This is a genomic window from Mycoplasma marinum (assembly GCF_004335975.1).
Taxonomy (GTDB): domain Bacteria; phylum Bacillota_I; class Bacilli_A; order Mycoplasmatales; family Metamycoplasmataceae; genus Mycoplasma_K; species Mycoplasma_K marinum.
In genome coordinates this window covers 29,495-52,392 of record NZ_PSZO01000002.1, presented here as the reverse complement: position 1 = coordinate 52,392, position 22,898 = coordinate 29,495, and the positions used below count along the sequence as shown (strand labels likewise).

General features: G+C 28.5%; 23 protein-coding genes and 2 tRNA genes. 21 read left to right on the top strand and 4 right to left on the bottom strand.

The window, feature by feature from the left end; translation table 4 throughout:
- Positions 1-15: 15 nt before the first annotated feature.
- From C4B24_RS05230 to C4B24_RS00635, 4 genes are all read right to left on the bottom strand, one after another.
- Positions 16-726, bottom strand: coding sequence for a lysoplasmalogenase (locus C4B24_RS05230; RefSeq protein ID WP_210725190.1), 711 nt, complete (start codon positions 724-726; stop codon positions 16-18).
- Between the two features lie 62 nt (positions 727-788).
- Positions 789-2,015, bottom strand: coding sequence for a hypothetical protein (locus tag C4B24_RS00645; protein WP_131598348.1), 1,227 nt, complete (start codon positions 2,013-2,015; stop codon positions 789-791).
- Positions 2,016-2,236: 221 nt separating this feature from the next.
- Positions 2,237-4,195 carry an ABC transporter permease gene (locus C4B24_RS00640; protein ID WP_131598346.1) on the bottom strand — a complete coding sequence of 653 codons (1,959 nt, stop codon included), beginning with the start codon at positions 4,193-4,195 and terminating at the stop codon, positions 2,237-2,239.
- The gene (locus C4B24_RS00635; RefSeq protein ID WP_131598344.1) at positions 4,188-4,919 is read right to left on the bottom strand and encodes an ATP-binding cassette domain-containing protein; all 732 of its coding nucleotides are present in this window, start codon (positions 4,917-4,919) and stop codon (positions 4,188-4,190) included. Before C4B24_RS00635 ends, C4B24_RS00640 begins: the two co-directional genes overlap by 8 nt.
- Before the next feature lie 276 nt (positions 4,920-5,195).
- Between C4B24_RS00635 and rpsP the strand changes: the two genes are divergently transcribed.
- From rpsP to C4B24_RS00530, 21 genes are all read left to right on the top strand, one after another.
- Positions 5,196-5,459 carry a 30S ribosomal protein S16 gene (gene rpsP, locus C4B24_RS00630; RefSeq protein WP_131598342.1) on the top strand — a complete coding sequence of 88 codons (264 nt, stop codon included), beginning with the start codon at positions 5,196-5,198 and terminating at the stop codon, positions 5,457-5,459.
- Between the two features lie 9 nt (positions 5,460-5,468).
- Positions 5,469-6,140 carry a tRNA (guanosine(37)-N1)-methyltransferase TrmD gene (gene trmD / locus C4B24_RS00625; protein ID WP_131598340.1) on the top strand — a complete coding sequence of 224 codons (672 nt, stop codon included), beginning with the start codon at positions 5,469-5,471 and terminating at the stop codon, positions 6,138-6,140.
- Complete coding sequence (gene rplS, locus C4B24_RS00620; protein WP_131598338.1) at positions 6,130-6,483, top strand: 50S ribosomal protein L19; 354 nt, start codon at positions 6,130-6,132, stop codon at positions 6,481-6,483. Before trmD ends, rplS begins: the two co-directional genes overlap by 11 nt.
- A gap of 99 nt (positions 6,484-6,582) precedes the next feature.
- Complete coding sequence (gene ffh, locus C4B24_RS00615) at positions 6,583-7,932, top strand: signal recognition particle protein (protein WP_131598336.1); 1,350 nt, start codon at positions 6,583-6,585, stop codon at positions 7,930-7,932.
- On the top strand, positions 7,933-8,763 hold the full coding sequence (locus C4B24_RS00610) for a hypothetical protein (RefSeq protein ID WP_131598334.1): 831 nt from the start codon (positions 7,933-7,935) through the stop codon (positions 8,761-8,763). It begins immediately after the preceding gene.
- A 35-nt stretch (positions 8,764-8,798) separates the two neighbouring features.
- Positions 8,799-9,635: a hypothetical protein gene (locus tag C4B24_RS00605; protein WP_131598332.1), complete on the top strand. Its 837-nt coding sequence runs from the start codon at positions 8,799-8,801 to the stop codon at positions 9,633-9,635.
- Positions 9,636-9,691: 56 nt separating this feature from the next.
- Positions 9,692-10,519 (top strand): ribosome biogenesis GTPase YlqF, encoded by an 828-nt coding sequence (ylqF, locus tag C4B24_RS00600; RefSeq protein ID WP_168388300.1) that lies wholly within the window; start codon positions 9,692-9,694, stop codon positions 10,517-10,519.
- 553 nt (positions 10,520-11,072) lie between these two features.
- The gene (gene mnmG, locus C4B24_RS00595; protein WP_131598328.1) at positions 11,073-12,914 is read left to right on the top strand and encodes a tRNA uridine-5-carboxymethylaminomethyl(34) synthesis enzyme MnmG; all 1,842 of its coding nucleotides are present in this window, start codon (positions 11,073-11,075) and stop codon (positions 12,912-12,914) included.
- Positions 12,904-13,338 carry a 23S rRNA (pseudouridine(1915)-N(3))-methyltransferase RlmH gene (locus C4B24_RS00590; RefSeq protein WP_131598326.1) on the top strand — a complete coding sequence of 145 codons (435 nt, stop codon included), beginning with the start codon at positions 12,904-12,906 and terminating at the stop codon, positions 13,336-13,338. The genes mnmG and C4B24_RS00590 overlap by 11 nt, the downstream gene beginning before the upstream one ends.
- Positions 13,339-13,444: 106 nt before the next feature.
- Positions 13,445-15,415: a cysteine--tRNA ligase gene (gene cysS, locus C4B24_RS00585; protein WP_131598324.1), complete on the top strand. Its 1,971-nt coding sequence runs from the start codon at positions 13,445-13,447 to the stop codon at positions 15,413-15,415.
- A gap of 51 nt (positions 15,416-15,466) precedes the next feature.
- Entirely contained in the window at positions 15,467-16,144 is a 678-nt protein-coding gene (gene rlmB / locus C4B24_RS00580; RefSeq protein ID WP_131598322.1) for a 23S rRNA (guanosine(2251)-2'-O)-methyltransferase RlmB, read from the top strand.
- Positions 16,145-16,155: 11 nt separating this feature from the next.
- A complete protein-coding gene (locus C4B24_RS00575) occupies positions 16,156-16,692 on the top strand; it encodes a hypothetical protein (protein WP_131598320.1) in 537 nt (178 codons plus the stop codon).
- 27 nt (positions 16,693-16,719) lie between these two features.
- The gene (rpmG, locus tag C4B24_RS00570; protein WP_131598317.1) at positions 16,720-16,863 is read left to right on the top strand and encodes a 50S ribosomal protein L33; all 144 of its coding nucleotides are present in this window, start codon (positions 16,720-16,722) and stop codon (positions 16,861-16,863) included.
- On the top strand, positions 16,863-17,093 hold the full coding sequence (gene secE / locus C4B24_RS00565) for a preprotein translocase subunit SecE (RefSeq protein WP_131598316.1): 231 nt from the start codon (positions 16,863-16,865) through the stop codon (positions 17,091-17,093). Before rpmG ends, secE begins: the two co-directional genes overlap by 1 nt.
- Positions 17,094-17,645 carry a transcription termination/antitermination protein NusG gene (gene nusG / locus C4B24_RS00560; RefSeq protein ID WP_131598314.1) on the top strand — a complete coding sequence of 184 codons (552 nt, stop codon included), beginning with the start codon at positions 17,094-17,096 and terminating at the stop codon, positions 17,643-17,645.
- 149 nt (positions 17,646-17,794) lie between these two features.
- Entirely contained in the window at positions 17,795-19,492 is a 1,698-nt protein-coding gene (locus C4B24_RS00555; protein ID WP_131598312.1) for a hypothetical protein, read from the top strand.
- A gap of 3 nt (positions 19,493-19,495) precedes the next feature.
- A complete protein-coding gene (locus tag C4B24_RS00550) occupies positions 19,496-20,902 on the top strand; it encodes an endonuclease (protein ID WP_131598310.1) in 1,407 nt (468 codons plus the stop codon).
- Between the two features lie 79 nt (positions 20,903-20,981).
- Positions 20,982-21,065, top strand: a tRNA-Tyr gene (locus tag C4B24_RS00545).
- 3 nt (positions 21,066-21,068) lie between these two features.
- Positions 21,069-21,143 (top strand) — tRNA-Gln (locus tag C4B24_RS00540).
- A 179-nt stretch (positions 21,144-21,322) separates the two neighbouring features.
- Entirely contained in the window at positions 21,323-22,549 is a 1,227-nt protein-coding gene (locus tag C4B24_RS00535) for an APC family permease (protein ID WP_131598308.1), read from the top strand.
- The gene (locus C4B24_RS00530; RefSeq protein ID WP_131598306.1) at positions 22,527-22,835 is read left to right on the top strand and encodes a hypothetical protein; all 309 of its coding nucleotides are present in this window, start codon (positions 22,527-22,529) and stop codon (positions 22,833-22,835) included. The genes C4B24_RS00535 and C4B24_RS00530 overlap by 23 nt, the downstream gene beginning before the upstream one ends.
- The last annotated feature ends 63 nt before the right edge of the window (positions 22,836-22,898 follow it).

Below are 22,898 nucleotides of genomic sequence, written 5' to 3'. Positions count from 1 at the left end.
ATTTAAAACTATCAGTTAATTTTTTGAAGATCTTAAATAAAATAAAGTTAAAAATACTTGAGCACATATATAAGTTCACATAACCGTTGTTGCTGGGAATTGTATATGTTTAAAAGTTTTTAAACCTAAAATCATGTCGCTAATTACAAATAATGATGAACCTATAATTGCTAATGTATAGACTATGCTTTCTTTGGTGAATATCAAAGTTAATGATAACCCTAATAAAGTACAAAGCATTAAAGAATAGAAGAATATTGCGATGGCTATTAAGACAGAATCTAATGTTGAGATTTGTCAAATAACAAAGGGCACAAATATAAAAGGTAATGTAACTATTCACTTATATTTATTCTTTTTAAAATTGCTATTCTTGAAAATATAAATTATAGAGAAAATATGACCTATTAAAAATGCAGCTAATCCACCTAAAAATAATGCATCACTTTGAGTCCATTCTATCAACAATACATCTCCAATAAATGCAAAAAGCAAAGCAAATATAATTAATCAATATTCTCTTTTTCACTTCTTAAAACGGTTAATAATAAAAATAGATAAAAGTACTGGCAATATAAGACTTTTGGTTGATCGAATTATATTTATTGTAAATGTGTGTCCATCATAGTTTTCTAGGTATCATAAATGTGAAATGCTTAAAACAGATAGTAAAATCCATAGTATGGTACTTATTCAAAATTGTCATGTAAAGTTTATTTTTGTCATTGAATTAGTTTCCTTATAAAACAATAATATCATATTTAAAAAGATAAAAAGAAAATAAGGGGTTACCTTACTTTCTTTTTGGATTTGGTATCTTTATCTTTCTTTTTAGGTTTATTAGCTTTATCTTTCTTTTTTGGTTTTGTATTATTTTTAACATTTTTTGTTTTTAATTTTATTGTTTTTGTATTATTTTTTTTATTAGTATCATCTACATATTTAGAGTGTGATTTCTTAACTTTAATTTCTTGTTTTTCTAAAGAAGCAATTAATTTTTCTTTTGATATTTTATATTTTAAAATTTTCAATTTTTGTCTTTTTATTATTGTCGGATTTTTAATTTCCTCTAAATTTTCTTCAATTTTTTCTATTTTAAAATCATATTTTTCTATTTTATGTTTTATCTCTAATGTTATTTCGTAATCTCGCTCATATCTATATTGTTTATTAAATTTGAATAAAAGATAATTATGTGAATAGGACATACCCATAATTCCAATGAATATTCCCATTAAACTTAGGAATGCAATTCATACATCTGCAAAACTTTCTTTCGATGAAATATTTGAAACTGGATATGGATCCTTTCAGACTGCGGCCATAATTATATAAAAGATAATATATATTATTGGATAAATCATTGCTGTAAAAACAAATTTTCTTTTAAGTCTTGATGCTTCAGATAAGAATAGAAGACTTATTAAAGAGTAGATTACCATAATTGCTGGTATTACAGCATGCACCAATATTGTGGAGGCACTTATCAAGAAGTTCATTAATTCATCACTAGAACCTCTATCAATTGAAAATGTTTTAGCTAAAGCACTCCAAAACACAATACATACAATAACATCGTACATTGTAACAAGTGATAGTGTTTTTTGTGAGTGAGTTCAGCTTAATCACTTAGGAATTTTATCATCATACATAAAGAATCTTAGAATGATTACAAATGTCACTATTAACGTTGTTTGTCATGTGAATTGAGTCAAAGATCAAAAGAAATATGGATGTGTTAACGCCCTTCTAGCTAACTCTTGTTTTATGTCTGGGCCAGAAATTCTATCGCTACCTCATTTAGATTTTTCAAGTATTTCCATAACGTCTTTATCTTTTCAATATCATAAATGTGTGTGTCCATTGTAATAACCAATATCCCATAAAATTGTAACTAGAACTTTCATAAGTATAGTTATGAAAATCAAACCAAGAAAAATACCTAAGAATACTTTATTCTTTTTATTCTTAGTTCATTTTTTCTCTTCTGATTTTGCAAATTTTATATTTTTCATAAAGAAATTATACATTTATGGGTTAAATTTTAAAAAAATAAATGTTTGATAAATTGGTAAATACCAATTAGTGATTTAAAATAATTGACAAGATAACATGAGTATAAGTCTAACTAACTATAAGAGTTACGCTTTCAATTTTGTTATAAGACTTGTGTACCAATAAAAGTTTTTTCATTCTAATTTATTTTATATTCCTTTGTAATTAAAACGTTGGTTTTTTAGTCCTTTATTTCTCTTTTTCTTGATATTGCAACTAATGATGCAAAACAAAGTAAAGATATTGAAAATAAGAATAGTCAACCATATCAAATAGGCGGATACGAATTTGTTAACTTATAAGAGTTTAGATCATGTAGTTTATTCAGTTGTTCTTTAGAAACAAGTGTTAAAGAAGGGTATGTGATAATTTTGGGTTCAGGACCCTGTGTTGTTTTAACCATTGGTTTATAGTTGGGCCCTTTAGTTTTTACATTTGAATTAATCGGACCTCCATCACCTGAAGTAAAGTGTTTATCTACTTTTGGATTTTTATCAATTATTTTTCCGGTTTTATAATCAAATTCTCTTGGGATTCGATTGATATTTGAAATTATTGGTAAATCTAATTTATTATAAGTAGTTTTGATTTTGTTTAATCCGTTTTTTCTATGACTTACGAAGTTAGAATAAATAAGTAAACTAAGTAGTTCTTCTGCGTTTGTAGTTCCCATTAGGGTATCCTCGTTGATGAGTAGTTTTTTATCATCATATTCCACAAATTTTATTTCTTTATTTGTTTCATTTGTTAAGATGAATTTTGTTTTACCGTTTGATTTAGTCTTTTTAAATGAAACTTTATTTCAATCTATATTTGGTTTTTCACTTGGATTAAAAATGCTATTTGCATAAAATTTAGTCATATATTTCTTTTTATCCTCAACGGTTTTTATAGCCAACATGAAGTTCGGTGACATATCTCCTTTTATAGGGGTCATAAGTAGATTAAATAAGATTGGCAAATTGCTTCAATCTAATTGATTAATCCCTTTAATTTTGGCAATAATACCAGACATTTTATTGACAAGTTCTTCGTTACTTAGGGCATTTGCAGGCATTTTTATTTCTTCGCCTAATTCTCTAAATTTATCGCCATAATTTTCTTGGTAAATAAGACTTTGACTAAGTGAAGAAAGAGAGGGAATCTCTTTGTTGTTTGTTAATAGTGCAAATTGTTCAGCTTTTGTTTGATTCTTTTTCAAAATATTAATATTGGCAAAATCAATAGGTTTCCCCACTTTCTCAAATGTAGAATGAGAGATAATATTATAAAAACCGTTAGTATATTTAATGCTATTTTTTGAATAAATAGAACTTGGTAACATTGTAGAGATGGTTGCACTCAATAAATCAGTGTATGAAAGTTTTACATTGGTTCTATATAGAGAAGAGTTCATCAATTTTTCGTAACTTCTTTTATCAGTTGTGATAATTTCTAAGTTCGAATCTTTCGTGTCTTTATTTAAGAATTTAAGACCAACGTATCTATTGTTACCAATAGAGTTAGCTGAAGTTCTATAATCTCCATTTAAGGCTTGAAATATAAAACTCACGCCAGGCAATAATACAAATATTAGAATAACAGGGAATACAGATTTAGCTAATCCTAATAAGTAAAATAATATAGAACATATTAACGTAAAGGTTAAAACAATAAAAAATAGTGTTGGCAATACTATAAAAGCAATTGAAATATCAAAATTTATTTTTTTGTTTGTTTCATTAAATAGAGAAGAAACAAATAAAGCAAGGAATATAGATAAAGCGAAAATTGCACATACAGTTATAATTGAAAAAATCTTACCCAGTATTATATCTTTCCGATTTTTAACTTTACTAATCAAAAGGATGTTGGATCAACCCCTTCCAAAAACTTTAAAAGCAACAATTATTGAAAAACAGGTTACTAATATAAATAATGCAATTATAAAAATCAACATCTTACTATCTGAAATATTATATGTAAAGCCTTGCACTAAATATGAATCGTAAACTGATTTAATTTCACCATTGTGTACTCTTGTTACCTTGTGTATTATTAAAATAATAGTTAATGCACATATAAAACTAAAAAGAGAAAGGAATCAAAAGAGCTTATCTTTTAATAATGACTTTGTATAAATCTTATAAATTTTACTCATATGTTAAATTCACCTCCTTGATACCTAATTCCTTGTTATATAATTCAGAAATTCTTTGTTCTTTTTTAATAAGTTTTTGAGTTATGAGCTTACCTTTTTTAAGAATTATCACACCATCAACAAAGTTATCCAACTCAGCCAAGATATGAGATGAAATCAGGATAGATATGGAATAATCTTTATTTATTTTTTTCAACATCTTGAAGTATTTATATCTTGTTTCTGGATCTAGGTTTGCAACTGGTTCATCCATTATTATTAATTTAGGATTAGAAAGTAAAGCTTGTATTAAGATAACCTTCTTTTGTTGCCCTGAAGAAAGCTTTCTAGGTTTCTTCTTAATCAAATCTTTTATCTCTAAGTATTCTAAATAATGTTCAATTCTCTTAATTGCTATTTTTTTATCTAACTTAGAAAGCAAGGCCACTTCCATTAAATATTGTTTGACATTATACCCAAGTGGAAATGTAGCCTTTTCTGGGATATAAGAAATTATTTCTTTTGCATGGCTAGTATTGTTCTTGTGCCCATCAATTAAGATAGTTCCTTCAAAATTTAGTCCACCTATTATTGATTTAATTAGTGTTGTTTTTCCAGCACCATTATTTCCTAATAAACCTCATATTTGGCCTTCTTCAATTTCAAAATTAATGTCATCAAGCGCTAAAAAACTTCTAAAATGAGTTTTATAAACTTTTTTCATATTTTCAATTGTTAATATCATACTTTTATCCCTCTTCCTATTGTCTGCTGTTTAAATTATAAGTATATTGAAGTCTTTGAATTCTAAAGAGTGAAAAAAATAACACGACTTCAATTATAAAAAAAGTATTGTAAATAAACATGGATATAGATAAACAAATTTATTATTCTTTTACATGCAAAGCGTTAGTAAATTAATATAAATACAAACTGTAAAGCAAAAGTGCTTGACACCTAGTTATTTTTATGTTAAGATAATATTACTTATTAAATGAAATAAGAATAAAAGGAGAACCATATGGTAAAAATGAGATTAAAACGTCAAGGTTCTAAGTTTAATGCATTCTACAAAATTGTAGTTGCAGATGCTAGAGCACCTAGAGACGGAAAATTCATCGAAGTTGTAGGTTACTATAACCCACATTCAAAAGAATTAAAATTAGATAAAGAATTAGTATTTAAATGATTAAATGACGGAGCTGTTCCAACTGACACTGTAAAAACATTGCTTAAAAAAGAAAATGTTAACGAAGAATTTGCTAAATCTAAACAAGCAAAATAATTAAACGTTATGAAAATAAACTTTATAACTCTATTCCCTAGATACTATGAACCATTTCAATCAGAATCAATTGTTAAAAGAGCTATTGAAAAAGAGCTTGTTGATGTTAATGTTATTGACTTTAGAAAATTTGCAACTGGCAAACACAATAAAGTAGATGATATTGTATATGGCGGTGGTCAAGGTATGTTATTAATGGTTGAACCCATTGATAAAGCTATGGAAAAAACTAAGGGTAAAAGAATTCTTCTTTCACCACAAGGTAATAAATTTACACAAGAAAAAGCACTGGAATTGTCTAAATTAGATGAAATAACATTTATCGCAGGTCATTACGAAGGTTTTGATGAAAGAGTGAGATTACTAGTTGATGAGGAATTATCAATTGGGGATTATGTTTTAACTGGAGGGGAACTTCCTTCAATGGTTATGGCTGACTCTATTATTAGATTAATACCTGGTGTAATTCGTGAGGCATCACACATAAATGATTCATTTCAAGGAAACTTATTAGATCACCCTCAATATACTCGTCCAAGAGAATATAAGGGGATGGGTGTTCCAGAAGTGTTGTTGAATGGAAATCATGCAAAAATAGAGAAATGAAGATATGAGAAGCAACTGGAAAAAACTCAAAGAGTTAGACCAGACTTATTAAAAGGAGAACATAATGAGAAATAAATTATTAACAGCAGTAGAAGCAAATCAAATCAAAAAAGACTTACCAAAATTTAGAGCTGGTGACAACGTTGTTGTTCACGTACACATTAAAGAGGGTAACAAAGAAAGAATTCAATTATTTGAAGGTTTAGTTATCAAACAACATGGTACAGGTACATCAGAAACATTCACAGTTAGAAAAATGTCATATGGAATAGGTGTTGAAAGAACATTTCCACTTCACTCTCCATTAGTAGTTAAAATCGAAGTTAAGCGTAAAAATAAAGTAAGAAGAGCTAAACTTTACTACATGAGAGATAGAAAAGGTAAATCAGCAAGACTTAAAGAAATCAGAAATAAATAATACTAAATCAGAAAATGCCCTAAGGGTATTTTTTTAAACTTTAAATTCTTTAATATTACAGAATGTTTCATTTAACAACTTTTTCTTTATAATTTAAATATGTTAAATATTTTAGGAAACAGACTACAAAAATCAATGAAAAAAATGCAAGCAAAAACTTCTTTAAAAGAGGAGGATATTTTAGAAGTTACAAGAGAGATTAGACTCGCTTTATTAGAAGCTGATGTTAATTTAATGGTTGTTAAGCAATTTATTAAGTCGGTTAAAGCAAAAGCTTTATCGGAAACAGTTCTTGCGCAATTAAATCCCGGGCAAAATGTTGTGAAAATTGTTAAGGATGAGTTAATAAATATTCTTGGTGGAACAACAAAAGAAATTAAATTTAAAAGCAAACCAACAATCATTATGATGGTTGGTCTACAAGGTTCTGGTAAAACAACAACAACTGGTAAATTAGTTAATCATTTTAGAAAAAAACAAGAAATTAAAAACCCTCTTTTAGTTGCGGCTGATGTATATCGTCCCGCTGCTGTTGAGCAACTTAAAACTCTAGCAAGCCAATTAGATGTTTCCATTTTTGAAAAAGGTGTTGAATCTAAACCTCAAGAGATTGTTGCTGATGCACTGGAATATGCCAAAGAAAATGATAATGATTTAATTATTATTGATACTGCCGGGCGTCTTTCAATCGATGAAGAACTAATGACTGAATTAGTAGATATCAAGAAAATTGCAAAACCTCAGGAGATTTTTTATGTAGCGGATGCTTTATCTGGACAGGATATTATTAATGTTGCTTCAACATTTAACGAAAGATTGGATTTAACTGGATCAATAATCACTAAGTTAGATTCTGATGCTCGTGGTGGTGCAGCTCTTTCAATAACAAAAATGCTTAATGTTCCAATTGTCTTTATTGGTACATCAGAAAAGATGTCAGGTCTTGATAAATTTCACCCAGACAGAATGGCAGAAAGAATATTGGGAATGGGAGATGTTCTTTCTTTAATCGAAAAAGCACAAGATGTTATTGATGAAGATAAGACTACAAGAATGGCTAATAGAATGGCTAATGGTCATTTTGATCTTGATGATTTAATGGAACAATTGCAACAAATGAAAAAACTAGGTAAATTAGGGGCAATTTTAAAAATGATCCCTGGTGCAGCCGATATTTCAAAAGAAAAAATTGCAGCAGCTGACGAAAAATCAAAACTATATGAGATATTAATTTCTTCAATGACAAAGAAAGAAAGAAAAAATCCTAAGTTGCTTAAAAATGGTAAGCGTAAACAAAGAATAATTGCTGGTTCTGGAAGATCTGCGCAAGAATATAATTCACTTGTTAATGAATTTGAAAGAATGGCAAAACAAATGAAACAAATGGCAAAACAAATGAAAAATGGTCAATTTAATCCAGCTATGATGCGTGGAATGGGTGGTATGTAAGTGTTTGATAAATTAAAAATAAACAAAGGAATATTAATATTTGCAACCTTTTCTTTTGTATTTTTAATATTAAGTATTATTAGCGATACAGTTCAATCTTTAAATTGGACTGTATTTAGTTATTATAAAAATAACGATATTTCTAAAATGCATGTCCCAATAGAACACGTTAGTTGAATTTCAATTTTTTATTTTACTTTCCAAACAAATCTAATTGTATTTATATTTCTACTATTAAGAGGTTTGGGAATTATAAAACCTAAGGAAAAATTATCTCATAAATTATTTCAACTGATTACCGTTGTAAATATAACAATAACAATGTGTGTTTATTGAACTGTTCTAGCACCATTTTCTTCAATTTGAACACATGGAGGATTTCCTGGAGTTTTTAAAAGAGTGGTTACAATACTAGTTCATTTTGTTGCACCTGTATTTATGATAATTACATATCATATTGATAAATTAAAAAAAGGTGAAAATGGAGTGATTTTAAATAAAAAACATATTTTCTATATTCTTATTTATCCAATATTATGAATTGTAATGGCAATTATTGTTTATTACGCTTCAAGAGAAGCGAATACTTATACTCTTATGCAAAATCCTGTTGATAATACTTGATTTTTATCAAAAGATGCAAATGGAACTATACATAGAAAAATCGGTGTTGCTATTTACTTCTTTTTGAATTTTGATGAGGTGAAAATATATATTACAATTTCAATAATAATTGGTATAACATTATTATTTTTAGCTTTTGGATCACTATTTATATCACTATCAAATCCCAATTCAAGAATAAACTCTTTAAAAATTAAACGCAAATAACAATAAAATTGTTATTTTATTTTATAATTTTATATATGAAACAAATAACAGGCAAAAACAATCAAACAAAAACAAGAATAGCCTTGTTCGCTCTATCGTTATTAATGGCTTATTTTATTATTTATAACGTTTGTTCAACATTGTACATTCCTTACAATAAAATATCAGGACCTTCAGGTGGAAGGATGAAGCCTGGAACAATTCCTGGTATTGCTCAAGTCTATACTTTTTGAGAACCTTGAGCGAAAGCTACTATTCCTTTTTACTTTACTGTTCAAAGTAATCTACTTGTTTTTATCTACCTATTTTTAAGAACGTTTAAATTAATTGATCCAAGAAAGAATAAACATGCAAAAAGATTTCAAATTATAGTGATGACAAATATTGCAACAACTTTTATAATTTATTGAACTATTTTATCACCAATAGATATTATTTGGCATACACCTCTTAAAATATTGGATACATGCCAAATACATCTGTTCTCTTTTATTATTGCTATTAGTGTATTCCTAAACGAAAGTCTAAAAAGCAACGAAAAAAATAAGGATAATATTAAATTAAGTAAAAAAGACTACTTCCTTGTTTTTATCTATCCAATTATTTGGTTGGTAATTGCAATTATTCTTTATTATTCAACTAGAACTGAATGAACAATGACTTTTACTTATAGTGATAATTCAAAAGCAAGTTATAACTATACTTTTGGTATTGCAATTTATCCATTCCTTGCATTTGACATTGCTCCAATTTGGTTACCTGTTGTTTCAGTACTTGGTATTGCGATATTACTTGGAATTATTGGATGAATAATATTTTATATTGCTAATAAGGATAAAAAAATACGGAAACAAAAAAACAAAAAAATATAGTTGAAAGTTAAAGCTCAAAGTTTAATGAGCTTTTTATTATGTATAATGAATGTATTATGATTCAATGATTCCCAGGACACATGGCTAAGGCCTTAAATCAAATAAAAGAAAAACAAGCGCTTGCAGATCTATTTATTATTGTTTTAGACTCAAGAGCCCCACTTTCTTCATATAATGCAGAATTCGATGAAATTGCACCTCAAAAACCCAGACTATTTGTTATTACTAAAAAAGATTTTGCTGATGAAAACAAACTTTCAAATATTGTAGAACACTATAGAAACGAAACGGATGATTGTATAGTTGTTAACCTTAAACAAAAATCAGCTTCTAAAAAAATTGTTGAAAAAGCTGAAAAAATGTTGGAAGCAAAAAGAGAAAAAGACAAATCAAAAGGTATTCTAAAACCAAGATTAAGGGCATTTGTTGTTGGAGTTCCAAATGCTGGGAAATCAACACTAATCAACACTTTAGCTAATAAACCATCTGCTAAAGTTGGTAACATGCCAGGTGTAACAAAAGGTCAACAATGAGTGAATACAGGCAAGATTCAATTACTAGATACACCAGGTATTTTATGACCTAAGTTTGATGATGAATTAACAGGTGTTAAACTCGCAATTATTGGTTCAATTAAAACGGATATAATTCCTCAGATGGAACTTGTTTATGCTGGGTATAGATTACTTTCAAAATACTACCCTCAAAAACTAGTTGCAATTCAATTAGTTCCTTCATATGAAGATGCTGAAATTTATTCGCAAATTATGAAACTTTGTGAAATTAAAAAATTCAAAAAACAAGGTGATAAACCAAACCTTGAAAAGGCTCAAAAGTGATTTATTAATTACCTAAGAGATCTAAAAGGTGTAACTTACGACTAGTTCGTGAGTTTTTTTAACAAGAGAATAGCATTTCATTCATTTTTTCCATTTAATGGCAAAAAGTAATGCTTAATTTAAACTAAGATAATAGACTCCTCATAGATTAATGAATCTAATATGAAGAATATTGTTAATTACCTTAATATTGATTTAGCAACTGAAATGAATCTTCTTCAAATGTTTAAAAGTACAAGATTGAAGCAGTATTATTGATCAGCAATAATCAATATATATTGTCTATTTTTTAGTTGTTATAAATACTTTTAATTTCAGAAAAAGTTGATATTAAAATTAATAAATTATTAGACCAAAATAGCAAAAATGATATCTTTAATCAACGTCATTTAAATTAATTATTTTTAAAAAAATTGAGTTATAAACTTATATATATTATTGAATGATAAATCTGTTGGGTGAGTTTTATTACACAAAAAATAAGATAATTATATATTCATCTAAAGGGAATTTCTTTTGGGTATGCTTATATTGGCTTGTTGATAAAGTTTTTTAATGATATAGCTTTATTTATAAAGCATGGTAAAATATTTACACTATGAATAAAAAACAATACGAAGCAATAGTAATCGGTGGTGGACATGCTGGTATGGAAGCTGCATTTGCACTTGCTAACAAACAACATAAAACGGCACTGATTTCACTAGATAAAACTAAATTAGCTATGATGCCGTGTAATCCTTCAATTGGGGGTCCTGCTAAAGGTATCATTACAAGAGAAATTGATGCGTTAGGTGGAATGCAAGGTTTACTTTCTGATAAAGCAATGATTCAAATTAAAATGCTTAATGAATCTAAGGGTCCTGCAGTTAGAGCCTTAAGAGCTCAAATTGATAAAGATCTTTATTCTGAATTGATGTTTGAAGAAACTGAAAAATTGGATAACTTAGATGTTATTGAGGATATGGTTTCAGAATTAATTATAAAAGAAAATAAAGTGGTTGGTGTTCAATTAGAAGATGGAGAAATAATTGAAGCAAAAGTTGTAATAATCACAACTGGAACTTATATGGATTCATATATTCTAAGGGGTGCAAATAAAGATGCAGGTGGACCAGATGGTCAACGTACAACAACTAAACTCTCTGAATCTCTAAAACAACATGGTTTTGATTTAATTAGACTTAAAACAGGTACTCCCCCAAGAGTTCTTACTTCTTCAATTGATTTTTCAGAAGTGGATGAAGAAATACTTCCTATCTCAGATTATACTTTCTCTTCTCGTTCAGGTGTTAAGTTAGAGAAGCAAATTCATTGTTGGATTACTTACACAAATGAAGAAACACATAAGTTAATTGATAAAAATGTTAATAAGTCATCAATGTATTCAGGTCTTATTAATGGTGTTGGTCCAAGATATTGTCCTTCAATAGAGGATAAAATTATTAGATTTAGAGATAAACCAAGGCACCAAATCTTTTTAGAACCAGAAACAAAAGAGGGTGATTGAATTTATGTTAATGGACTTTCAACTTCGATGCCTATTGATATTCAAGACAAGATGCTAAGAACTATTCCTGGTATGAAAAATGCAGAAGTTGTTAAATGAGCTTACGCAATTGAATATGATGCGATAAACTCACTTCAACTTAAACGTTCATTTGAAGCTAAACATATTCAAGGTCTTTATTTTGCCGGGCAAGTTAATGGAACTTCAGGTTATGAAGAAGCTGCTGGACAAGGTTTATATGCAGGTATTAATGCTGCTTTAAAACTAGAAGATAAGGAACCAATTGTTATTACACGTGATGCTGGTTATTTAGGTGTATTGATTGATGATTTGGTAACTAAAGGTACAAAAGAACCCTATAGAATGCTCACTTCAAGAGCTGAATATAGATTATTATTAAGAAATGATAATGCTGATAAAAGACTTTCTGGATTGGGTAATCAAGTTGGCTTAATTGATGATGAAACTTATAAATCTATTGTTAATAAATATGATGAGATAGATCAAGAAATTGAGAGATTATCAAAAACACATGTTTCATCTAATAGTGAATTAGCTCAAAAATATGAGATTACAAATGGGCCTTCATATTTACAAGTGATTTCAAGACCTGATGTAGAACCAACAGACGTTACTGATTTTAAATATATTTATGAGTTGACAACTCAGGTTAGATTAAAAGGATATATTAAAAAGCAAATTACGCAAGCAAAAAAAATGTTACGTTTAGAAAAACTGAAATTACCAGAGGATTTAGATTATAAAACAATTGCTAACTTAGCAACTGAAGCAAGGCAAAAACTTACCGCCGTTAGACCTGAAACAATTGGTCAAGCATCACGTATTTCCGGAATTAATCCAGCAGATATACAAATGCTTATGTTTCATTTAAATTTAAGATACAGAAAAGAGGAGCAAAATGAAGATTAATATTATAGCTGTTGGATCATTAAGTAAAGAATATAAAACTTTATATCAAGATTATGCTAAAAAATTAGGTTTTTATGCACACGTCAGACTTTCAGAGGTTAGACCAGTTAATGACAAAAATACGGATATAGTTAAGAAAAAAGAGACTATGATTATTCAATCATTGATCCCTAAGAATTCAAGGGTAATTCTTTGTTCTCTTCAAGGTAAACAATATTCTTCTGAAGAACTATCGGCAAAATTTACAGAAACTGATAATATAACTTTTGTTATTGGTGGTTCATATGGTGTAGATGAGGAAATGTTTAGTGAGAAAATACAATTCTCTAAGATGACATTTCCACACCAAATGTTTAGAGTTATATTGGTTGAACAATTATTTAGAGCTTTCTCAATTAAATCAGGTTCAAAGTATCATAAGTAAAATATATTAAATAAGACACTTTTATAATAAGTGTTTTTTAATTTCTTATTTAAATAGAATTATCAATATTTTGGACCTTTTTTTTAATTTTCTTTATAATTTATATATGTGAAAATGAAATAACAAAAAAATCGCTTATGTTTCAATATTGATTGCTGCCTCTGTAGTTTTTGTTATCATTGGTTCTAAGTTGTTTGCAATAACAACATTCCCTTCTTTTAAAGTGGCTTTTGGTGGATTGCCAATTAAGATTACTGGATTCTTATTTGGTCCTTTAATTGGTTCTATAACTGGAGTTATAGCTGATTTACTTTCCTTTGCATTGATGCCTACTTATTATCACCCTATTTATACTTTTATTATGGCAATGTCAGGTTTTGTTCCTGGAGTAGTTTATTTAATAATGGCTAAAAAAGAAAGATCGGTTAATTTTCATTTCTTTGTAACTCTATTTGTTTTAATAATTTGTGGTGTTGGATTATTTATTGGTATCCAAATGATTCCACAGTCCACATTAGCAGCTGTTAAATCCCCTATAAAAACAAAATGAATGCTACAACTTCTTGCTTGTGGTGGAATTGCATTGCTTGGTGTAGTACATATTGTTTTAAGATTTATTAATAAACCTAAACTGTTTAAAATGGTTGCTCCAATCATTTTGTTTACTGTTATTCTTGAAATTCATAACTCATTAATGACACCACTTGCAGATAGTCAATCATTAAATTTATCATATGGCGCTGCTTATGTAGGACATTTATTCACATCTCCAATTAAATTACTTTCAAATGTTACGATTATCAGTCTAACTTATAAAATCGTTGCTCCATTAATTAATAATAAACTTTCTAATACATATGATGATGAAAGTGGTAAAAGGGAAAGAAATATTTATGTTTGCGGACCAACTGTTTACAACACTCCTCATATTGGTAATTTAAGACCTATAATAACTTTTGATATTTATATTAGATCTTTGAGATCTAGAGGTATTAAAGTTAATTTTATGCATAATATAACTGACATTGATGATAAGATAATTAAAAAATCTATAGAGGAGAATGTCGCGGAAAGCGAAATATCCAAACGGTATACAAAAGTATATCTTGATTTATTGAAAAAGGCCAATGTTGAAAAACCAACAAATATGCCACTTGTCACGAAAAATATAAAAGGTATAGTTAGTTTCATAAAAGAATTGGAAAATAAAGGGGTTGCATATGAAGTAAACGGCAATGTTTATTTTAGTGTTACTTCTCAAAATAATTATGGGATTGTTTCAAATAGAAAATTAGATGAAATGAGAATGGAAAGTTCTAAAGATAAAAGAAATCCTGCGGATTTTGCATTATGGAAAAAAACAACAGAAGGGGTTTTGTTTGACTCTCCTTGAGGTAAAGGTAGACCAGGTTGGCATACTGAATGTGCATATTTTGTATATAAATCAGGTGGTAAAACATTAGATATGCATGGAGGAGGAATAGATTTAATATTTCCTCATCATGAAAATGAAAATGCACAATTCCAAGCTTTATTAGGTAAAAAAATTACCAACGAGTGAAAACATACAGGACATATTAATGTTGACGGTACAAAAATGTCTAAATCACTTGGTAATGTTATGGATGCAGATGATTTCTTTAAAAACTATAATCCATCAATATTGAGATTGCTATTTTTAACTACTAGCCCAACAGCACCAATAAATTTAAGTACTCAAATGATAGATGCTACAACTAAAAAATACGAGCAATTATTAAAAGCATATTCACAAGCTCAACTCAATGAGAAAATCGATATTAAAAATGAAACAATTTCATCGCATGTATCAAATTGAGAATTTTCAAAAGTTATGGAGATATTAAATGGGAATTTGAAGGCGTTCAATAGTGGAAAAAAGGAAGTCTCAAAAGAACTTCTAGCTAATTTATTATTGCTAGGATTAACTACTAAAAATGACAAAATTTCAAACGTGAATAAAAAAAATTATAAAAAATGAATAAATGCAAGAAAAAATAAAAATTACAAATTAGCGGACAAATTGAGAAAAGAATTGCAGAATACAAGGTTAATTTAATGTTTAATTCAATTATTTTTTAATGTTTAATTCAATTAAAAGGAGAACAAAATGGGAAAATTAATATGTGGGAAAAATTCAGTTCAAGATGCGATTAAAAATGAATTACCACTAGCAAAAGTATATTTGCTAAAGTCGCCAGTACTAAAAATAAATAAAAATATGAAGGTTCAAATCATTTCAAAAAAAGAAATGGATAAGTTAACAAGAGAAAATCACCAAGGTTTTGTAGCAGAGTTGAAAGAATTTAACTACTACACTCTTGAAGATATTCTTCGCGATAAACCAGAGAGATTTTTAATTTTAGACAGAGTCCAAGATCCTCATAACTTTGGGGCGATTTTAAGATCAGCAAATGCATTTGGAATTAAGCATGTGCTGATTGCTAAAGATCGTCAAGTAGAAGTTACTCCAACGGTACTTAAAGTATCATCTGGAGGATATGTAGGTATTAAGGTTGTTCGTGTAGACTCAATGCAAACCGCTATTAAGAAATTGAAAGATAGCGGCATTTGAATATATGCTACTTCTTTAGAGAAGGCTGCTCCAGTATCGCAAGTTACTTTCAATACACCTATGGCTCTTGTTATAGGTAATGAAGGAAAAGGTGTTTCCAAACCAATCCTGAAGCAATCTGACCAAAATGTTTATATACCGATGGAAGGAACTGTTCAATCATTAAATGTTTCTGTCGCAACAGGAATATTACTTTCAAACCTTTCTAAATAATCGAGGTCAAAATGACAAAGAATGAAATTAGACAATTGAAAGAAATGCCAACAGGCAAAATGATAAAAAGAGTTTTATATAATTTTGAGGAATCATTTAATTATGTAATTGTATCGAACAAGCAATATTTTTCAAGAACACCTCTTGAAAAAGAAGATATACACAATATTTTCTTAGCTAAGCTACCACTTTTTGTTACACAATATGATGAAAAGTTTCAATTTAGTTTCAAAACATATTTATGCATGAAATTAAAATACGTAATTTTTAATGAAGCAAGAAAAATGAGTACTAGAAAATATAAAGTTTTAAATAATTACAGAGAAATGAGTGACAGAAAATATCAAATAAAATTTATTGCTCATGAAAAACCAGAGAGTGATTTAGATATATCTGTCCTAGATGCATTCGAAGAAAAAGTATACCTAACAATTTTTGAAGCATGTAGAAGTGTTACTTGTGCAGCTTGTGAATTGGGTGTCTCAAAATATATAATAAATCAGACAATTAGAAAAATAATGTTTAAAATGAAGAAACAACTACAATAAATTCATTAATTATTGTATAATTACCCCATGAATAGAAAAAAAGTTATACTAGCATGTGAAATTTGTCAATCGCGTAATTACTCGACTCCAAAGTCGATAACTGCAAGATTAACAAAAAATAAATTTTGTAAAAAATGCAATCAAAAAACGTTGCATAAAGAGGAAAAGTAATGCAATCAAAAAATAAAACACCTAAGAAAGTCAAAAAACAAAAGACTGGAATTTTAAATGAAATTAAAGGTTTTTTTAAAGAATTAAAAAGAGTTAGATGACCAAATGGATCTGAATCTTTTAAAATTTTCTGGACTTCGCTAATATTTATAATTATTGCAGCAATAGTATTATTTTTAATTACACTAGGATTCACAACATTGTGAGAAAAATGAGGAGTTGGTTTATAAATGGAAAATGAAATGAAATGATATATGGTTACAACTATTTCTGGAAAAGAAGAAAAAGTTGTTGAATCATTAAAAAATAGAGTTGTTTCTGAGTCACTTGAAGGTGTAATATCAGAATTTAAAATAGCGATGGTGCCACATATTACACCTTCTGGTAAATATAAAGAAAAAAATATGTTCCCAGGTTATATATTTATTAAAATGGTTATGACTAATGAAGCGTGATTCATAGTTCGTAATACACAATATGTTACAGGACTTGTTGGTTCTTCAGGTCAAAGAACTAAACCAACACCTGTGTCTAATCTTGAAATTAGACGTATTGATAAATCAGTTGTTAAAGCTTTCGAAGATTATAAAGCTGGAAAATTAACAAAACCTAAGTATGAAATTGGTACAATTATAGAAGTTGTTGAGGGAGCTACAAAAGGTCTTAAAGGTCCTATCCTCAATTATGACGAAGAAAAAAAGGTTGTTATTGTTGAATTAACACTATTTGATAGAGCAACACCTACAGAAATATCAATTGAACACATTGAAATATTAAATTAACATTAATAAAGTAAGCACCAATAGGTGCTTTTTATTTGTTTATTATTAAAATTTAACATAGTAAATTTTTTAAAACAGTATTTTATAATTTATATGAAGAAAGTATTAGTACTTTCTTTTAAAAAATAAAAAGGATTTAGGAGAAACAAATGAGTCAAGTCAAGACAAAAAGAGTTTTATTTGGAGCAGTGGCTTCAACGCTTGCAATTGCAACACCGTTAGCAGTGGTTATTTCATGTGGGGAAGATAAAAAAACACCCAAGGAAAACAATACCCAAGGGAACAATGCTCAAGGAAATAACACCCAAGGAAGCACTGATAAAGCAAAAGAAAGCAAAAGTTATGAAGAAATAGTTAAAGAAGCATTATCTGATGCTAAAGCACATTATAGAATGGAAATTATTAGTCCTGTTACAAGTGCAAATTCAAAAAATAAAAAGGCAGCACCAAAAGGGGCATTAGCAACAGCTAGAAGAAAAAGTGGTAGTCAAGAAAAGTGATATGAAAATTCAATATTTGCTAGTGATTTTTCTGGAACACTAGGTCAATATGATTATAAAATTCTTGATGCTAATGGAGACAAGACATTAAAAGAATCTCTAAAGCAGCATAAAAGAATAGTTATAACAGATATGACTAAGAAAAAGGATGGTATAAGAACAATACCTGGAAAAATATTTATATTAAAAAGCGCTGCAGGATACATTAGATATGCAATTGTAATTGATAATGTTGTAGCTAAAGATCAACCAAAAACAGACAAAGATAAAACTAAGGATGATACAAAATCAGGGAAAACAGATAAAAAACAACCTGACAAGACGGAAGTAACACCTAAAATTACTGCACCCGAAATTATTTCATCTGAGTATAAAGTTGAATTAAAAGAAAGAAAAGCAGCATTGGAAAAACTTGCTCAAGATACTAAGAGAACAAAAATATTTATTTTTGATAACGGACATGAAATTAAACCTGTTTTTGGAAATACTAAGAGTGAGTATATTGCTTTAATAAAAGGTAAACTTGCAAAATATGGTTTTTCAAACACTTCTTCAAAAAGAGGGAGTATTTATAAGCAAGGTTACGCTTCCAAAACTGGTTTTAAACTTTATACTTCAAAAAAAGTTTTCAAAACAATCGAAGACGCTGCTAATGAATGAGAGGCAAGTGCTACTCCTTTCATTAAGGAAGTTGAAGTAAATAAAGTTATCATACAAATGATTAGTGATTTAAGAGCTGAGTTTAAATCAAATAATTTAAAAGCGGACTTTTCTATTTTAGATAAACGGGAAAAAGCAATTGCATCAACTAAAGTAATTCCAGTTACTGTTAAAGCTACTTCTGACGCATTAATTGCTAAGTATATTACTAATCCAGCAACTAATAAAGATACAGTTATTTTTGATAAAGGTGAATTTATAAATGGTTCAAAAAATTATGCTTTAAGTGTAAAAGCTACCAAAGAAATTTCTGGCAAGAAATTTGGTTACTTTGTTACTGTTGGAATGATGTTAGGTAAGAAAGAAAAAGTTGATTCTAAAATTAATTTTAGTACATTGGTTAACGGTGTGGAAAGTATCGCGTTTATTAAGACTGGTTCAGGCCACTACAAATCATTTGGATTTACATTTGTTAAAGTTGGTGGTGTATGATACTTTGCACCCGATTATATAAAAAGCATTTTTTCTGGAATGACATTCAAAAATAATTCTTATTGAGGATATGATTTAAGTACAATTGACACTAAATATAGTGATTTATTATCATACACAAAACAAATTTTAAATGTGCCAAAACCAACGCCAGCACCTCCAACTCCAACTACTAGTGTAAATTCAATTTATTAATATATGAAAATAAATAAAAAATATTTATTATCCCTTGGTGCAACATTTGCAATAGTTTCAATGCCAATTTTTTCTGCTGTATCATGCGGAAAAACCAAAGACTTGCAAGGTGGAAATACAAAAAAAGATTCTGTTAAAATTGATGATAAAAAAACAAAGAAAACCGCAATTTTTACAAATGAAGAAATAGAAAAAATTTTAAACGATCGATTTACAACAAAAATTATTAGAGCAACTAAGGAAGGCGCAATAGCTAAAACTACTGGTAAATATACAAATTATGTATTTCCAGTTGGTTATACTGGAAAAAAAGACTCTCACGATATTATTTTAGAGACGCAAGAAGCAGAGGATATAATTAAAAAATCTTTAAAAGAAAACAATTCTGCTTATATAGGAAGTAGTGATGCAATCAAGGAGGTTAAAGGTATCTCTGCTAAAGCATACTTGAAGTTATCAAGATATCAATATTATGCTATTGCAAGTTATGCATTAGAAAAAGATGAAAATACACAAACTGAAAAAACTCCCCAAGATAGTGGAACTATAACTATAACTCCTAAAAAAGTAGGAAATATAACTTATAATAAATCGAATAATTATTATATGGAAGCTAATAATTTAAAAGGTAAGAAGTTATTTGCTAAGTTGCATGAAATCCAAGGTCAACACCTAAATAAGATTAAAGGTGGTTCTAGCGGATATGGTGAACTATATAACACATACAAGACGGCATTTAAAGATAATATCTTTGAACATGATAATACTGTTATAGATATTTACTCTGAAAATCCTAATGGCTCTGATCCATATAACTATATAATCGGAAACAATGGTAGAAGTTATAAACATGAGGGTGATATGTATAATAGAGAACATTTGATTCCACAATCCTGGTTTGATAAAAAAACTCCTATGAGAAATGATGCTCAATTTGTTTGACCTAGTGATGGTAAAGTAAATGGTGTGCGTTCTAATTATCCTCACGCACCTGTTTTAAGTGCATCTTGAACATCTAAAAACCATTCAAAACTTGGAACTAACCCTAAGTATGGTGGAACAGTATTTGAACCTATTGATAGATTTAAAGGTGATATTGCTAGATCTTATCTTTATTTTGCATTAACTTATTATCAATCAATTGATAAAACCAAAGGTGGAGCTAATATATTTTCTAATTCATTTCCATATATGAAAGATAATTTCTTGAAATTATATATAAAGTGAGCTAAAGAAGATCCTGTGGATGAATTTGATATACAAAGAAACAATGGCGTTTCAAAAGCACAAGGTAATAGAAACCCATTCATTGATTACCCTGGATTAATAGATAATATATGAGGTTCAAAGGGAACGGGTAATGCTTCAAAATCCTTTGAAAATAATGGTATTGCAATATCTATAAATTAAAGTAAAGAGAAATCTTTATTTTTTTTGCATATTTTTATTTTTTTTAGATATAATAATAAAGCAACACACCAAGCAGTATGGAGGGGTAGCAAAGTGGCCAAATGCATCCGGCTGTAACCCGGCTCCGAAAGGTTCGGGGGTTCGAATCCCTCCCCCTCCACCATACTGCCCCTTAGCCAAGCGGTAAGGCATCGGTTTTTGGTATCGACATGCGTTGGTTCGAATCCAACAGGGGCAACCATATCATCCTACTTAGGGTGTTTTTTTTATGCCCTTTATTACTAAAGTGCTCTTTGTTAATATTTATTAATATGTTATAAATATATAAGTTGATATTTATTCTTTATGCAAAGTATAAAAAACTAACTCACTTTCAAATACTTAAATTAATTTTATAAAATCAAAAATATAAGGAGGACTATGTCAATTAAAACAGGAAGAAAATTAGGATTCTGAGCTGCTATTTCAATGTTAATTGGTTCTGTTGTCGGTATTGGTATATTCTTTAAAAACGGTTCAATTTCAAAAATGACAAATGGTAATGGTGCTACATGATTGATGGCATGAATAATTGGTGGGGTACTCGCCCTTTCACTTGCTATTTCATTTTCGGAAATAGGTACATTTAAAAAAGAATCGAAAACCGAGGGGTTAGCTAAGTGGTGTTCTGCTGTCGGAGGTAAAAAGTATGGATATTTTGCACAATTTCAATTTTCATTCTTTTATACTGGTTTATTCGTTTTTGTTCTTGGGTTCTTTGCTTCAGAGGCAACATTGCAAGGTATTGTTGTTGCAGGATTAATGAATCAATATACTGTGCCCATTTGAGGACATGCTCTAATAGGGATTGGAATAACAACTATATTAGTTATACTAAATATTATTTCTACTAAAGTATCTGGAATTTTTCAGCAAATAACTGTTGTTTTAAAGTTTATACCCTTAATAATGGCTGCATTAATAGGTATTATAATGTCAACAACTCATAATGCTATTGGTACAAATGCTAATTATCCTTTATTGGGAACTAACGCTTTTGGTCATGGTTCATTTGATGCAAAAGCAATTGTGGTTGCCTTACCTGCAGTTTTGTTTGCTTATGATGGATTCTTAAATGTTGCAACGATGCAAAAAAAAGTTAAGAATGGAGAGAAACAAATCCCTAAAATTTTATTTATAGGTATGATTATGGTTATTATTATAAATTCTATGATTTCTTTAGCTTCAATACTTCACTCTGCACCATCTGTTGATGAACTATTTTCAGATACATTTAAAAAGACTGCTTCAAAAGTAATTACAATAATCGTTTATGTATTCATATGTATTTCAGCATGAGGAGTTGTAAATGGATATGCAGCTGGATTTTGAACTTCGATGGAACAAGCTACACAAACAAATTTATTCTTTGGAATGAAAACTATTAAAAAGAAGAAGTCAGAATTTTTTGTTACTTTGCTTTATTCATTTTTAATAATCGCATTTTGAGCATGTATTTTATTAATACCAAGTATTATTCTAAAAACTGACTCATTAATTGACTCATTTTCAAACTGACCAACATTCTTTATATTTGCTATCTTAGCAATAACAATTTTGTTTTACACAATTAAAAAGGAAAAAAATGCAAACAATAAAAATGAATAAATTCATTTACTGGCCATTTGCCATTATTGCAATTGTGGGTATTTTTGGAACTTTATTATTCTCTATTGGATATTCAACAATTTATGTTGGTTTCATATTAAATCCTAATGGTGAATCAAGTTATGGGTTATTTCAACCTGCAATACCAGGAGTATCTAAACGTGTTTCTAATTTAATTGGATCAATTATGTTTTTTGTACAGTTTGGGATATTTTTATTGATGCCGCTGATAAATCACTTATTAAGATCAAAAATTGAAAAAGTCAAGATAGAAAAGGAAAATTAAAACATTCAAAGAGATTTGAATTTTTTTTATAAAAAACTACCTATATTTAAAATATTTGGTATA